The sequence below is a fragment of the Mesorhizobium sp. LNHC229A00 genome (assembly GCF_000502415.1).
Classification (GTDB): Bacteria; Pseudomonadota; Alphaproteobacteria; order Rhizobiales; family Rhizobiaceae; genus Mesorhizobium.
Window position 1 is genome coordinate 23,380 of record NZ_AYWQ01000020.1, and the last position, 14,100, is coordinate 37,479.

General features: G+C 62.4%; 16 protein-coding genes and 1 pseudogene. 4 read left to right on the forward strand and 13 right to left on the reverse strand.

The features are described 5' to 3' along the window. The first annotated feature begins 124 nt into the window (after window positions 1-124). Window positions 125-718, forward strand: a complete 594-nt coding sequence (locus X742_RS144135) for a DUF6456 domain-containing protein (RefSeq protein ID WP_023774619.1) — start codon at window positions 125-127, stop codon at window positions 716-718. Between the two features lie 92 nt (window positions 719-810). On the opposite strand, the gene X742_RS0138260 is transcribed toward X742_RS144135, so the two are convergent. From X742_RS0138260 to X742_RS144120, 4 genes are all read right to left on the reverse strand, one after another. Next, window positions 811-1,500, reverse strand: a complete 690-nt coding sequence (locus X742_RS0138260; protein ID WP_023794535.1) for an Eco29kI family restriction endonuclease — start codon at window positions 1,498-1,500, stop codon at window positions 811-813. Window positions 1,501-1,522: 22 nt separating this feature from the next. Next, a complete protein-coding gene (locus X742_RS144130) occupies window positions 1,523-2,704 on the reverse strand; it encodes a DNA cytosine methyltransferase (RefSeq protein WP_023774622.1) in 1,182 nt (393 codons plus the stop codon). Between the two features lies 1 nt (window position 2,705). Further along, a complete protein-coding gene (gene vsr / locus X742_RS144125; protein WP_023794537.1) occupies window positions 2,706-3,119 on the reverse strand; it encodes a DNA mismatch endonuclease Vsr in 414 nt (137 codons plus the stop codon). Window positions 3,120-3,642: 523 nt separating this feature from the next. Then, the gene (locus X742_RS144120) at window positions 3,643-3,996 is read right to left on the reverse strand and encodes a hypothetical protein (RefSeq protein WP_023774624.1); all 354 of its coding nucleotides are present in this window, start codon (window positions 3,994-3,996) and stop codon (window positions 3,643-3,645) included. A gap of 217 nt (window positions 3,997-4,213) precedes the next feature. On the opposite strand from X742_RS144120, the gene X742_RS144115 reads away from it, so the two are divergent. Beyond that, a complete protein-coding gene (locus X742_RS144115) occupies window positions 4,214-5,074 on the forward strand; it encodes an NmrA family NAD(P)-binding protein (protein ID WP_031248418.1) in 861 nt (286 codons plus the stop codon). 40 nt (window positions 5,075-5,114) lie between these two features. Here X742_RS144115 and X742_RS144110 read toward each other — a convergent pair whose 3' ends face one another. From X742_RS144110 to X742_RS144100, 3 genes are all read right to left on the reverse strand, one after another. Continuing rightward, complete coding sequence (locus tag X742_RS144110; RefSeq protein WP_023794541.1) at window positions 5,115-7,151, reverse strand: acyltransferase family protein; 2,037 nt, start codon at window positions 7,149-7,151, stop codon at window positions 5,115-5,117. Between the two features lie 294 nt (window positions 7,152-7,445). Then, window positions 7,446-7,748, reverse strand: a complete 303-nt coding sequence (locus tag X742_RS144105; protein ID WP_023774627.1) for a hypothetical protein — start codon at window positions 7,746-7,748, stop codon at window positions 7,446-7,448. Window positions 7,749-8,160: 412 nt separating this feature from the next. Beyond that, window positions 8,161-8,754 carry a TetR/AcrR family transcriptional regulator gene (locus X742_RS144100; protein ID WP_023774628.1) on the reverse strand — a complete coding sequence of 198 codons (594 nt, stop codon included), beginning with the start codon at window positions 8,752-8,754 and terminating at the stop codon, window positions 8,161-8,163. Between the two features lie 103 nt (window positions 8,755-8,857). On the opposite strand from X742_RS144100, the gene X742_RS144095 reads away from it, so the two are divergent. Together X742_RS144095 and X742_RS144090 are read left to right on the forward strand one after the other, a co-directional pair. Further along, window positions 8,858-9,673, forward strand: coding sequence for an oxidoreductase (locus X742_RS144095; protein ID WP_023774629.1), 816 nt, complete (start codon window positions 8,858-8,860; stop codon window positions 9,671-9,673). Between the two features lie 27 nt (window positions 9,674-9,700). Then, a complete protein-coding gene (locus X742_RS144090; protein WP_031248420.1) occupies window positions 9,701-10,702 on the forward strand; it encodes an NADP-dependent oxidoreductase in 1,002 nt (333 codons plus the stop codon). Between the two features lie 59 nt (window positions 10,703-10,761). Here X742_RS144090 and X742_RS144085 read toward each other — a convergent pair whose 3' ends face one another. From X742_RS144085 to X742_RS04165, 6 genes and pseudogenes are all read right to left on the reverse strand, one after another. Further along, window positions 10,762-11,439 (reverse strand): GntR family transcriptional regulator, encoded by a 678-nt coding sequence (locus X742_RS144085; protein ID WP_023774631.1) that lies wholly within the window; start codon window positions 11,437-11,439, stop codon window positions 10,762-10,764. Window positions 11,440-11,587: 148 nt separating this feature from the next. After that, window positions 11,588-11,713: pseudogene (locus X742_RS1000000176005) on the reverse strand (XRE family transcriptional regulator); the annotation flags it as partial. A 246-nt stretch (window positions 11,714-11,959) separates the two neighbouring features. Continuing rightward, window positions 11,960-12,316 (reverse strand): hypothetical protein, encoded by a 357-nt coding sequence (locus X742_RS144080; protein WP_023774632.1) that lies wholly within the window; start codon window positions 12,314-12,316, stop codon window positions 11,960-11,962. A gap of 142 nt (window positions 12,317-12,458) precedes the next feature. Then, window positions 12,459-13,490 carry a hydroxyacid dehydrogenase gene (locus X742_RS144075; protein ID WP_023774633.1) on the reverse strand — a complete coding sequence of 344 codons (1,032 nt, stop codon included), beginning with the start codon at window positions 13,488-13,490 and terminating at the stop codon, window positions 12,459-12,461. Window positions 13,491-13,537: 47 nt separating this feature from the next. Next, window positions 13,538-13,735 (reverse strand): hypothetical protein, encoded by a 198-nt coding sequence (locus X742_RS144070; protein ID WP_023774634.1) that lies wholly within the window; start codon window positions 13,733-13,735, stop codon window positions 13,538-13,540. Window positions 13,736-13,854: 119 nt separating this feature from the next. Beyond that, entirely contained in the window at window positions 13,855-14,082 is a 228-nt protein-coding gene (locus X742_RS04165) for a hypothetical protein (RefSeq protein WP_023774635.1), read from the reverse strand. Window positions 14,083-14,100 lie beyond the last annotated feature (18 nt).

Genomic DNA, 14,100 nt, shown 5'->3' on the forward strand with positions numbered 1-14,100 from the left:
GGCAACTTTCGACTGTCGGCGCTGCCCCGCTCGGTCCGCTTCGCGGCCACCCCTCCCACGCTTTGCCAGGCGAGGAACCCAGGTTCTGCAAGGCCACCACTCGAACACAACCAAGGAGCCACCCATGCCCAAGAAAACCAAGGCCGCCAGGCCGCAAGCGCCGAAACTGCCGAGAGGCGAGGCCGAGCAGGTGCGCATCCGCCGCGAGGTCGGCCATGATTTCGCGCTGAAGGACGATGCCTTCGGCCGCAAGCGGCTGACACCGGGAACGGCCGAGGCACGGCGCGTCTACGAGGTGTCGAATGACGGCCACACTTCCACCGGCGGCATCGTGCGGGTGCGCAATGTCGACCCGCTGCTGGGCATCACCTCGCTGACCCGCCAGCAGCGCGAGGCCGGCATGCGCTACCGCGAGCACTTCCGGTGCAGCCAGCAGGCCGATATCAAGCCGATGCGCTGGACGGAGCGCGTCGACGGCGGGCGCCTCGGCGGCGGCATCGCCGACAGCGTGCTGAACGCCGGCCGCGCGCACGCCGCCGCGACACGGGCGCTCGGGCATTGGGACGTGGCGGCAATCGTGCGGAATGTCGTGTGCCTGGAACAGCCGGTGAAGACCGTGGCCGAACAGGATGGCGAAGGGCGCGACGTGGTGACGAAGCTGTTGAAGGTAGGGCTCGATCTGCTGGCCGTGCATTATGGGATGATGATGGGGCGCTAGGGCAGCTCCATTCTAAACGGCAAATCACCGGGGAAGAGCTACGGTACAGCCCGTCGTCTCGGTCTTCCGCCGAGCGGGTCGATAGCACTGATCTACGCTTCGTCCGCGCTCTCCTCGGTTTCTTTCGTTTCTTCGTCCTGCTGGTCGGCGATCACCTTTGGCAATCTAGCCAGTGGGCGGCCCGCTAGGTAGTCCGCTACGCGTTGCTCCAGGAATTCTGTTGTCATTCCGCCATCACCTAATTTGTCGGCGAAGCGTCGCCCGGGATGAAGCACATCCCAAGGAGACTTGTATTGGTTGGCTCGTCTACGGCCCGGGTCCTTGTTCCCGAAACCATCGATTGCACGATTCCAGGTCGGCTGAAACGTCTCAATGAGCATGTTTTCGCCTAAAGGAATCCAAATGTCGTCCACCACAAGATGACGGAGGGAAAAATCAGCGAGGTTGAGATTGATCGCTTCGTCGATCGACGCTGCATGCTGACGGAGACGACTTGCGAGTGCGTTGCCAGTTGGCGAGAAGTCTCTCCGAAGGCCACCTTTTCTTCCGCCTTTGGGAATAGCCTTGCCTACATAGATCGGCCGGCTAAAGGTGCCGCCTTTATTGCCTTCGGCAATCGGGGCATAAATGGGCAAGCTGCCGGAATAATAGATGACGTACACACCCGCACCAGGAATATGATCGACCGAAGACAGCGGTCCAGGCTCGCGCGTTAGCAGTTCAAATTCGATGCTACGGGCAAGGTTCAGTTTATCCAGCGGATTATAAACATCTTCAGTCACGCTGCCCCCAACACATAAGCCTTCATTTCAGGAAGTCCGATCCCCCCAACGTAAGATGGCGTTTCACGCTGCGCGCGATAATGTTCGCCAGTTCCACCGGGACGGCATTGCCGAGCTGACGCATGGTTTCGGACCATGCGCCGTGGAAGCGGAAATTATCCGGGAATGTCTGCAAGCGAGCGCTTTCGCGCACGGTAAAGTATCGCACGCTACCATCCGGCCGCAGCAGCATGTTCTCGCCGCCCGGAACGCCATGGACGCCTGCTTTCAAGGTCTTGGCCGGTTCGTCGAGCGGGCTCCCAGTATGTCCGGGGTAGGATCGCGCCCCAGGTTGGAACCGGTGATTGTTATGGTTCGCGGCTTTTCGCGACTCGTGCTCGGGATCGGGCAGATCGCCAATCGCATCTCGCGTTGTCCGCCATGGTGCGGTTTTTGGTTTGACGTCGAGCCGCGCCGCGCGCTCGGAATGCCTGTCCCCAACCTTGCGATCAGCATTGCGGACTTTATGTCGGTCCCAGTAGTCCCCGTTTTCCTGATCCCACAGCAAGGCCTCCAGAGAGTGCGTTTCCAATGGAAAAGCCCATTTGATGTCGAGGTCGGCTCGAAAGCCCACGAAAATCACGCGCTCCCGACGCTGCGGAATCCCGTAATTCGCCGCGTTCAACGAACGTGGAACGACCCGATATTCGAGGCCTCTTGGTCCGCGACGGCCAGTATGATGCTTCTCGAGCCGCCGCAGGTGGCTTTCCCAACCCTCGTCGGATTCGGCGACCAACTCGGGGTACGTCATTTGCAGTACGATGTGCGAAAAATACGTCGCGAAGGTTTCGCGGGTCAGCCCTTTTACATTCTCGAAGATGAAGGCGCGTGGCTTGGTTTCGCGGACCGCGCGGACTGCTTCCGGCCACATATCACGCGAATCCAGATGGGCGCGATGCTTGCCGCCCAGCGAGAATGGCTGGCAGGGCGGGCCGCCTGTCACCAGATCGATCTTGCCCTCGTGCGCCCGAAAATCGACGCTGCGGACATCGCCCTCGATGGGCTCGGGCCAGTCGCCGACCAGGCCGAGGCCATCAGTCCGGTTTTCTCGAATGGTATCGCAGCACCATCGGTCCCACTCAATTACGGCTTCCGGCGTGAAGCCGGCACGGCTCACACCCATGCCAAGCCCGCCGGCGCCTGCGAACAGCTCGATCGACTTCATGCTATTCCCCCACGAATTGGCGCAGCTTGTTCTCTAATTGTTCACCCTGCCGCAATTCGCATTCCCAGACAACCAGTACGTTCCAGCCGAGCCGCTTCAGTGCATCCTGTTTGAGCGCGTCGCGCTTCGCGTTTGCCGACAATTTTGGTCCCCAGAAGTCCAACCGGGACTTTGGAAGACGGGCGAGCGTGCACGCCGGATCGTCGTGACGATGCCAAAAGCAGCCATGAATGAAAATCGCTTTTTTGCGTTTTCCAAAAACAATGTCCGGCTTTCCAGGCAGGTCGCCACGGTGGAGCCGGTAACGATAGCCCATCCCGTGGAGCAGCCGGCGCACGACCATCTCCGGCTTCGTATCCCTGCCATGGATACGCGCCATCCGTTCGCTTCGTTCGGTGGTAGAGAGGGTGTCCACTTTTCATCGTCTCATGATTCGGGAAGATGGTGTTGCGTTTTGCCGCGAAAGTGAAGGGCCAGAGGCGCAAGCATTGATGGAGGGAGTCATCTCGCCCGAAGCTTGAAAGCTCGCTAAGCCCAATACCAAGCAGTGCCTGGGAATCGTGAAAGCCGTTTCGACGTTGAGCCTGGCAAGCGGCCCGAAACGTTGTCGGCGATTGGGTGCTCTTTACGTGAGCCGCAACGCAATGGCGGCCGAGCCTATATTGCCTAAGCGCGTGTGACCATGTCGTACCGGATCCTGAACGGTCTGACACCATTATGCCTACGCGGCTGACTATCTCGAATTTCCGGCGCCGGGCCTTTCATCACCAATGGCCGCTACGCGGAGGCGTTGTTGCGCGGCGATTGATGCCACATCCGGCGTTCTAGGCTCACCACGGAAAGCGGTTCGCGGCGTGCACTGATCTTGAAGCACGCTCTTTTATCCGTCCGTTAGCAAGCCACCGGCCGGCTTACGCCGGCCGGGATATATCCCAAGGTCAATAGCCGCAGACGCGCACTGTCTCGATGACACGGTGGTGGTGACGCCAATGCTTCACCAACTCGGTGTGGCAGCGGCGATGGTACATGCCGTAATAGCGCGGCCGGTAACCGTCGTCGTAGACGCCATAACGATAGTGGTGACGGCGGTAATAGGCGCCATCGTCGGAGTAGCCACCGTAATAGGCGCCATCGTCGGAGTAGTGACGGTAATAGTCGCGATGTCTGGGAACGTAGTAGTCGTCATCATAGCCGTTCCCGATGCCGAGCGTAATACTGGCGGCACTTGCCGGAGCGATCACCGCCACCGCCGAAGCGATCGCGATCACGGATGCAATCAAGAGCTTTTTCATGACAACCTCCTTCTTAAGGTGTGTCTAATAAACGCTGCAGCCACGGCCCTGTTCCCATAAATCGATGAATCGATCGTTCGAGCTGGTTGCCGTGGCGCCAAAGGACCTGCCGGGCGATGCCGCCCTGGCCATACCTGTCAGCATGGCGAGGGGCGTTTTGAACCTTGGTCGCCGCCGTCCATTTCCCCTGGATGCAACCAGCAAGGGAGATTGGACCATGCACATCATTCTTGGCGGCACCGGGCATGTCGGCTCGGCAGCGACGGTAGCGCTCCTGCGGCAAGGCGAGCCGGTCACGGTGGTGACGCGCGACAAGGCCAAGGCGGCGCCTCTGGCCGCGCAGGGCGCGGAGGTGGCGGTGGCTGATGTGCTCGATGTCGAGGCGCTGCGCGGGGTGTTCAGGCGTGGCACACGGGCGTTCCTGCTCAATCCGCCGGCCGATCCTTCGACCGACACGGATGCCGAGGAGCGCAGGACTGTGGACGCCATCATTGCGGCGCTGGACAGTTCGGGACTGGAGAAGGTCGTGGCGGAATCGGCCTATGGCGCGCATGCGGGCGAACGGGCCGGCGACCTCACCGTACTGCATGGGCTGGAAGAAAAACTGCATAGCCAGGCCATTCCGGCCAGCATCATCCGCGCGGCCTATTACATGAGCAATTGGGATGCCTCCCTGGAGACCGCCAGGCGTGAGGCCATCGTCAACACGCTCTTCCCGGCGGATTTCGAACTGCCGATGGTGGCGCCACGCGACCTCGGCGAAGCGGCGGCGCGCTTGCTTACGGAGCCGCCGGAAAAGAACGGCCTGCATCACGTCGAAGGGCCGTCGCGCTACACGGCCAGGGATGTCGCCGCCGCTTTTGGCGGGGCGCTCGGCAAGGAGGTGCGCGTGGTCTCGGTGCCTCGCGAACATTGGGCTGAGACGTTCGAGAGCATGGGGTTTTCGCCGAAAGCGGCACAATCCTACGCGCGCATGACGGAGGTGACGGTTGATGACACCTATGATCCGCCGACCAGGCCGGAGCGTGGGAAGGTGACGTTGGAGCGGTATATGGCGGAACTGGCGGGGGCTGGGTAAGCGAGCGTTTCTTCCTTCTCCCACAAGGGGCAAGGAAAGTCTAACTCCCTCTAAACAGCGCCTTTTCCAGCGGTCCTGCCAGTGTCTCGGCAAAGGCCGTCGCCAGATGATGCCTGTCGCGGAAGGCGAGTTTGCCGTCGATGAAGACGTGGCATTCGGTCGGGCCGCAGAAGCGGTCGGTGAGGTCGATATAGAGCGTGTCTGGGATGCTTTTCACCACCGCGCGCTCGGCGGCGGCCACGTCGTCATTGGCGGCCTCGGCCCTCGGTGTGTCGCACAGCGACGGCGCCTCGCGCCACCACAGCGCGCGGGCGACGCAGGCGTCCGCGAAGCTGTCGCCGATCGGCGTGTCGCGGATCACGGCGGTCTCGACGCCGGCCTGGCTGAAGGCCTCCAAGGTAGAGCGCAGGCCGGCCTGCCAGCGAGCTATCTCGGCGTCGCGGCTGGCGGCGGACATGTCGCGCGTCAGATTGCCGATCGAGAATTCTGAGATCACCACCAGGCGCGGCTTGCCGCGGATAATGTCTGAAATCGCCTGTTCGCGCCAGGCGTCGCATTCGGTGTAGTCGCGTTTGAGCACGGCATTGAAGGTCGACAGCCGCGAAGCGCGGCACGAGGATTTGAGGTAGGTGACCACTTTGGTGTCGTTGCGTTTTGCCGCCTCGACCAGCGGCGTCGACCAGTGGTCGGCATGCGAATCGCCGAACAGCACGATGGTGTGGGCGGCGTCGGCCGGCCCGAAGGTGCAAGGTTTCGGCTCCACAGTGTGAAAATCGAGCAGGCAGTCCTTGTCGACGGCGCGCGCGATGGACGGCTGTTCGGCGGCCTCTTCGATGCCGCGCTGGGTCGGGTCGATGTTGCGGGTGGCCAGATGCGCGTTGGCGTAGGCCGCAGCCACGCCGGCGGCGGTCAGCACGAGGGCCGGGGCGAGGGCAAGCCCCGGTAATAGCCGAAGCGGTCTTGCGGCCGGGCTGGCGTCGAAGCGAAAGGCCCTGGCTGTCGCCGCCAGCCAGTCGCCGCGCCGCGCGGGGTTTTCGATCAGCCGGTAGGTGGCCGCCGACAGCGCCAGCGCCAGCACGGCGCAGCCGATACGCTGCGCCACGCCGAGGTCGGGGTGCAGCATGGCGGCATAGACGATGACGGGCCAATGCCAGAGATAGAGCGAATAGGAGAGCGTGCCGACCCACTGCAAGGGCGCCAGCGAGAGCATGGCGGCGGGCGCCAAGGCCTGCCAGCGAGTCTTGGCCGGGGCATCGCCCTGCTCGCCGGCGCCGCTCAACAGCACCAGCACGGAGCCGGCAACCGGCAGCAGCGCGTACCAGCCGGGGAAAGGCAGGTTTTCGCTCAAACAGAGATAGGCGACGGCGATCAGCGCCAGGCCCAGCCACCCCTGTGCCGCCCGCAGCCAGAACTGATGCCGCCACAAGATTGGAGTGGCAAAGGTCGCCAGGCCGCCGGCGGCGAATTCCCAGGCCCGCAGCGGCGAGAAGTAGAAGGCCCAGGCCGGCGAGAGGCTGGTGAACCACAGACAAGCCGCGAAGGAGGCGAGGCCGACGGCGCCGATCACGACCACCGTCATGCGCCGGCCCCGATGCAGCCAGGCGGCGAAGACAAGCAGTGCCGGCCAGACGAGATAGAACTGCTCCTCCACCGACAGCGACCAGAAGTGGATGAAGGGATTGCTCAAGGAATCGGCGGCGAAATAGTCGAACGACCAGCGCAGCAGCCACAGATTGATGGTGTAGGCCGCGGCATACATGGCGCCGCGCGAATAGAGCGCCTGTTCCCGCGGCGCCATGATGAAGGTGCCGACGGCGAGCGTGGCCAGGATGACGAAGATGGCGGCCGGCAGAAGGCGCCGTGCTCGCCTGGCATAGAAGCGCCAGAGGTCGAGCCGGCCGGTCTCGGTGATCTCCTGCATCAGATGCGTGGTGATCAGCCAGCCGGAGATGACAAAGAAGATGTCGACCCCGGCAAAGCCGCCGGGCAGTGCCGTGACGCCAAAATGGTAGGCGACGACGCCGCCAACCGCCAGCGCGCGCAAGCCCTGTATGTCAGGCCGAAACGATGCCGCCACGACACCTCCTTCGTTTGCGCCCAGCCGTCATCGTCCGCCGGGTAGCCGATATTGCAATGCAGCATATATTCCGCAGTGCAACATGGCCAGAGCAAGGACGCTGTTTTTTCCTCTTCATGAAGCCGCGGGAAATGTGTCGGTCGACGATAAGGACTGGCGGCAGGCGCCTGGAGTCGAGGCAGAATGAGCAGTTGTGTCGGGGCCAAAGCGGCGGTGACGGCAAGGCAAAGCACGGCAGTCACGAAAACAGCCCCGCGAACGGGGCTGTTCCATGCCTACGGCGCCAACGCCTTATCAACTGCCGCCGTTCAATTTCACGCTACTGCAGAATTCCGGATGCGTGTTGGTTGGGTTGGCGTTCTTGGACTCGTCGGCGCAAGCGGTCTTCATGGCGGTCTGGTCTTCAGGCGTGAGGGCCTTCCAGGCTTTCACGAAGTCATCATTGCCGACCATCGTCTTCATGCCGGAGTCCGTGTAGAACGGCTTCATCTTGGCAGGATCGTCGAGAGCGGATGTTCCCGTGTTGGATCCCGCGAGAGCCGAACCGGTGGCCATCGAAAGCGCCATGGCGCCAAGGCAAATCATCTTGATGTTCATGACTGGGTCCTTCCCTGTTGCTTTGTGACCGTCGAAGCAACGATCAAGATTTAAACGAAACGGTTTGCCCGAAAGTTCCGGTTTATCAGACCAAAATTCCAAACTTCGCCCAAATATGTTCCGGAGAACCTTGAAACCTTTGCGGTATTGAGCGGTAGCCACGGCGTACAGGCGGTTGCTTGGTTTTTGGCAGCCTTCTCCGTCGCGGCGCATCGCCGGTACCGCTGGACGGCCAGGCGCCTGGCCCTCTGGATAACTTCGCGGTTCGCGGATGGTGCCGGTTCCCGCAGGACGGGTCTCGTCGCCGCACAAAAAAGGCCTCGCGGGCGCAGCCAGCGAGGCATTGATTGGAGGGTCTTGTCATCGCCTCGGGAGGCGATTGCGCAGCAACGAGGCCCGCTTGCGGAAAGTTTCAGTGCCCGAGCGAGGCAGCCTCGTTATCCCCCTGGATCAGCGTGCGTGCCGCGCTTGCCCCTGCCGCCAGGATGCGTCCCGAGAGGTCCGTTCCGTCCACGGCGCGGGCCATCTGAAGAGTGCCGATAAGGGTCGCAAAGATGCCCAGCGCAACGCTTTCCGGGTTCCGGGTCCGCGGCGGCAGTTCCGCCGCTACCTGGCGCACCAGGGTCAGCAAGCGCTCGGTATAGAGTTGGCGTGTTTCGGAAGGCTCGCGTGCGATCTCCGGCAACAATGCGGCAGACACGCAGCCCTGTCCCGGATTGTCCCGGTGTGCCGTCGACAGATAGGCGTCGATGGCCATATCCAGGCCGCCGGCAGCCAAAGCTTCGCGGATCTGGTCCGACTGATCCTCCAGGGCCGCTGCCACGGTTTCACGGACAAGCGCCGCCTTGGATTGAAAGTGCGGGTAGAAGGCCCCGTTGGTCAAGCCGGCGTCTTTCATGATGGTTGCCAGCCCCGACGCAGCGATACCGTCACCGCGAAAACGGTTGGCGGCCACCTCAATGATCCGGCCGCGCGAGGCGTCCTTCCGGCCTTTTTCATAGCGCATGGCTGCGGTTCCTTTCTTCTATTGCATTATGGATGTAATATGATAGTACGATCATAATTCTAATGGAGCGAAAAAGATAGCCCCTCATGATTTTGGAGCCCCAATGAACAGGAATTCGGGAAAGACGGCGCTCGTCACGGGAGCCTCCTCGGGTATCGGCCGCGCCAGCGCGGAAGCGTTGGCGCGAGCGGGATTTACCGTGTTCGGCACAAGCCGCCGCAAGCTCGGCGACAGCCCGAAAGGAGTGACCATGCTGGTTTGCGATGTGACCGACGATATGGCCATCGATGCACTCGTTTCAACCATCCACGCGCAGACCGGCCGCATCGATCTGCTGGTCAACAATGCCGGCGTCGGAATGCTTGGAGGAGCCGAAGAATCCTCGGTTTCCCAGGTGCAGGCGCTGTTCGACGTCAACCTGTTCGGCGTCATGCGCGTGACCAATGCGGTGTTGCCGTCGATGCGGCGGCAGGGCGTAGGACGCATCATAAATATCGGCTCGATCCTGGGAGTGGTACCCGCGCCATATTCGGCGCATTACTCCGCAGTCAAGCACGCGCTCGAAGGTTATTCGGAATCGCTCGATCATGAGATCCGTGCCTTCAATATTCGCGTCTCGGTCATCGCGCCGGCATTCGTGCGCACCGTTTTCGACCAGAATGGGTTCGAGCCCGATTCGGTCATGAAGGAATATGATCAGGCGCGAGCCGGGGTCGACGCATTGCTTCGCGACGTGATGCCCAAGGCGGACCCGCCGGAAGTGGTGGCAAATGTGGTTCTCAAGGCGGCGACCAACAAACATCAGCGCCGGCGCTACACCGCCGGCAAGACGGCGCGGCTGGTCAACCTGCTGCGTCGCTTCGCGCCCGCCGGGATGTTCGACAAGACGTTGCGCAAGCAGTTCCGCTTGCCTGCCTAAACAAACGATTTTCAGAAAGCGAACATGATGAAAGCCTTCGTCGTCGACAAATATCAAAAGAAGGGAGCGTTGCGGCTCGCCGAGATGCCGCAGCCTGATGTGGGGGACAACGATGTCCTGATCGAGGTCCACGCCGCCGGAGTGAACCTTTTTGATTCCAAGCTACGGGACGGGGAGTTCAAGCTGATATTGCCCTATCGCCCGCCCTTCATCCTGGGCCATGACGTGGCAGGGGTCGTCATGCGGGTCGGATCCAAGGTCCGCAAATTCAAGGCTGGTGACGAGGTCTTTTCGCGGCCGCGCGACGGCCGCATCGGGACATTCGCCGAGTTCATCGCCGTGGACGAAGCCGACGTGGCGTTGAAGCCGGACAATCTCAGCATGGAGGAGGCCGCTTCCATTCCGTTGGTCGCTCTTACCGCCTGGCAGGTGCTTGTCGAAAGGGCAGGGCTGACGAAGGGCCAGAAGGTGTTCATCCAGGCCGGTTCCGGCGGCGTCGGGACCGCCGCCATCCAATTGGCAAAGCATCTCGGCGCCACCGTCGCAACGACGGCCGGCGCCGCGAGCGCCGATCTGTTGAGAGGCCTCGGCGCCGATATCGTCATCGACTACAAGAAGGACGATTTCGAAAAGATCCTGCACGGCTACGACCTCGTCCTGAACAGCCAGGACGCCAAGACGCTGGAAAAATCCCTGCATGTGCTGAAGCCGGGCGGTAAACTCATCTCCATCTCCGGTCCGCCGGATCCCGAATTTGCCAGGGACAAAGGCCTCAACATCGTCCTGAACCTGGTGCTGCGCCTGCTGAGCCGCGGCATACGCCGCAAGGCCAGACGCGCCGGTGTCGAATATTCGTTCCTGTTCATGTGGGCGCAGGGCGAGCAACTGAGCAGGATCGCATCGCTCATCCAATCCGGTGTCATACGCCCCGTCGTGGATCAGGTTTTCCCGTTCGAGAAAACCAACGAGGCGCTGGCTTATGTCGAGACGGGGCGCGCCAAGGGCAAGGTGGTCGTGAAGGTCAGATAGTATCGCCGGGCCGAGCCCGAATCTCTTCGCCGCTTCAGGGGAGCGGCGGGTTGCGCGTCTCAGCCGGCGTCGCGGCCCACCGGGCCCACCTCGACCTCCCTGAGATAAAACGCCTTGCTTGGCTGCAGGTGATCGACGCAGAGCTGCGCCAGCACCCAATTGTCGCTGCGCTTCAGCGCCTCGATCATCATCAGATGATGCTGGCGCGAGATCTCGAGCTTGTCCCGGTCGGCCAGCGAATTCGCCCGTACCGGCAGGCTGAGGCGCATATAGTGCTCGATCGAGGACACCAGATAGGCGTTGCCGCAGGCCGAGAACATGGTGAGGTGGAAGCGGTCGTTGGCCTCATGGATGCCTCTGAGGTAGCCGGCGTCGACATGGGCGCTGTAGACGCGGTGGATCTCAGCCAACTCGGCGATCAGCGCCTCGCTCGCCGGCAGCCGGATCATCAGCGCGGCCTGGCGCTGCAGCATCTCGCGCACCTCGTAGATCTGGCGGACTTCCTCGGGGGCGAGCCGGCGCACCGTGGCACCCTTGTTGCGCTCGCGCGTGGCGACGCCAAGCCTTTCCAGTTGATAGAGGGCCTGGCGGATGGTGTGGCGCGAGACCGGGAAGCGGGCCAGCAGCACGTCCTCGACCAGGCGCGTGCCGGGCGCCAGCCGGCCAAAGATGATGTCTTCCTCCAGCGCATGGACAATATCGGCTTCCTTGCCGCCATAGTCGACCGTGTTGAGCATCGCGATCCTCTTGCTGGCCCGGCCAAATCGTCATTGGCCTCGACCACTCTAGCTTTCGCGCGCGAGGCTGGCCACAAGCTGGTCGAGGCGCGTATCGTCGAGGCTGACGACGCCGCACATCCGCATCGCCTGCCGCAGGCTGATCCTCCTTGCCTTGCAGGTAACGCTCGAACTGCGAGCGGTTCATGCCCAGTCCGCGGCAAACGGCGCTCACCGACGCGTGGCCGCTGACCAGCCGTCTCGGATTGGCGGCAAGATTCCTGCGAATTGGCACGATGCCGTCCCCCAAAGACGTCCGGACCATTAATCAAGCTATGGCTGATANGCGCGAATGGGACCTTCGGCCAATATCGCTGCTGGACATGGAAAGGCCCGCCACCGACGCGACTCGTGACGGGCCTTCTGAGTACGCCGGGCTTCCCACCGCCCGACCATTTGCAAAACCAGCCGGCGGCACGATCGTTCCATCAGGAAGCGCGGGCATCCCTTGGGGGACGGGCTCACGGGCCTTGGCGGATCACTATTTGTGAATGAGCCATTCTATCAAGCCGGTCTCGACCAGCTCGCAGCCGGTAAACTCGTGAACCAGGCTTTTGGCCAAGTCGCGCCATTGACACTCGGGCACGTTCGCTTCCGAGACCAGATCTCGAAACACAGCGCGCAGAATATCGGCATCGAACGCTGAGATGGGAACCGGGTCTGTATCTTCCCAGGCCGGACCGTTATCATCGCGCTGGCGTTGGCGAAGCCGTTTCAGAAGCTCGCGCGATTGCGCGATCACGTGCCTGGAATGGTCGATTTCGCGGCGAAAGGCGACGTTTCCAGCAATGGAACGATGTCGTAGCAGGAGGCTGGCTTCGATAGCTGCCCGCGCCATGTCTATATGGCTTCCAACCATCGCTACCTCCCAGAGGTTGTTTTTTACTCCTCCGAAGGTGCATCTCAAAGGGGATTCAACGTACGGTTTGGTACAAAACCTTGCCGATGGGGTTGAGCAATGCTCACACCGGCGCGGTTGCTTAATTCCTGTCCGACGGCTTCGAGCGCATCCTCGACACCGTCTCGCGCTCGGCGCGTTTGGAGCGCAGTGGCGGCAGGCCGCGATCGATCAGGTCCATGTCCTCCAGCACCATGTCGCCCATGCGTTTGAAGGCGATGTCGAGGGCGCCGGCCCGGTGGGCGGAGCGCAGGAAGCCGGGCAGCGCGCGCACGGGATGGTCGCCCGCCAGCGGCTCCTCGGGAAAGACGTCGCTGGCGGCAAGGATGTGACCGCTCCTTACCGCCGCCATCAAGGCGGGGAAATCGACCACGCCGGCACGGCTGAGCAGGATGAAGGCGGCTCCCTTGCGCATCCTGCCAAAAGCGTCGGCGCCGAGAAACCCCTGGTTCTCGGAGGTTACCGAAGCGACGACGAAGACGAAGTCGCTTGATGACAGCACCTCGTCCAGCGAGGCCGGCTCGACGCCGTTTTCCCTCAGGATCGACGGCGGCAGCCAGGGGTCGAACACCTTCGTGTGGGTGCGGAAGCCCGACAGCAGGCGGTTGAGGGCGCGGCCGAGATCGCCGAAGCCGATGATGCCGACATCGGCTCCCGAAAGCAGCCGCGCCGTCTGGTTGCCGTCGCCGCCCCACAATTCCTCGCCTTTGCGGAAAGCAAGGTCGGCATCGACGATGCCACGGGCAAGGTTGAGCGCCATGGCCAGGCCGAGCTCGGCTACCGGCTCGGCGAAGACCAGGCCCGTCGTGACGACATGGATGCCCCGTGCGAACAGTGTTTCGTAGGGCATGTTGTCGAGGAGGTTGCTCTCGACATTGAAGACGCAGCGCAGCGTTTTCATCGCCTCAAGCGTCCGCGGCGAGATCGGCGGCTGGCCGACGATGTAGCGGGCCTCGGCCAGCAGCTCGGGCGGCAGCCGCGCCACGCCGTCGGGCGTCGTCTCGACGATGCGATAATGTGCTTTGAGGCGCGCCAGCTTTGGCGGCGTGAAGATCAGTTCGAGCGTACGCGGCTCGGGCGCGCTGATCACCAGCGGCAAGGCGGTGTCTGACATTGGCAAGGTCCTCCCAGGCGGCTTGTGGCGCTTTCTCGATCCTAAATCTATCCTGTACCGGCGGATTTGAAAGCACGGGAGACCGATTCACCCGGCGCAGGCGTTTCGAACACCATGGTCGTCCTGGTACGATTGACATTGGCGGCGAAGCCGGTCTTCTCTGCGGTATCCACCAAGGGGAGATAGCTGGTGAAGAAATACGAGAAGCCAACCTGGCACAAGCGCGAACGGCTTTCGGCCGTCACTGCTCTCGCTGGACCTTCAGGGTTACCGGCCAAGCTCTGAATGGAAAAGTGCATTCGCCTGCTGAAACAAAGGGGCGATCGACCGATCGCGCCTTTTGCTTTTGCGGAACAGCAGGCCGTCATCCACGTCGCTTCGGCGCGGCGGGCTTCTGTCGCTCGCCGCTTGGCTCGGCGGACAGCCGCTGCTTGCGAAGCCGCGCCGTCTTCGCGTCGCGGGCCTGCCGTTCGGCGTCAAGGATGAGCCGCGACTCGCGATCGGCTCTTTCAAGCTTATGCTTGTCGACCAATCGGGCCACTTTGTCCTCCGGCGGCGTATAGCATTCCATGAAACCAATGCCGTTCGGCAAGGTTCCCTCATGTGCGAT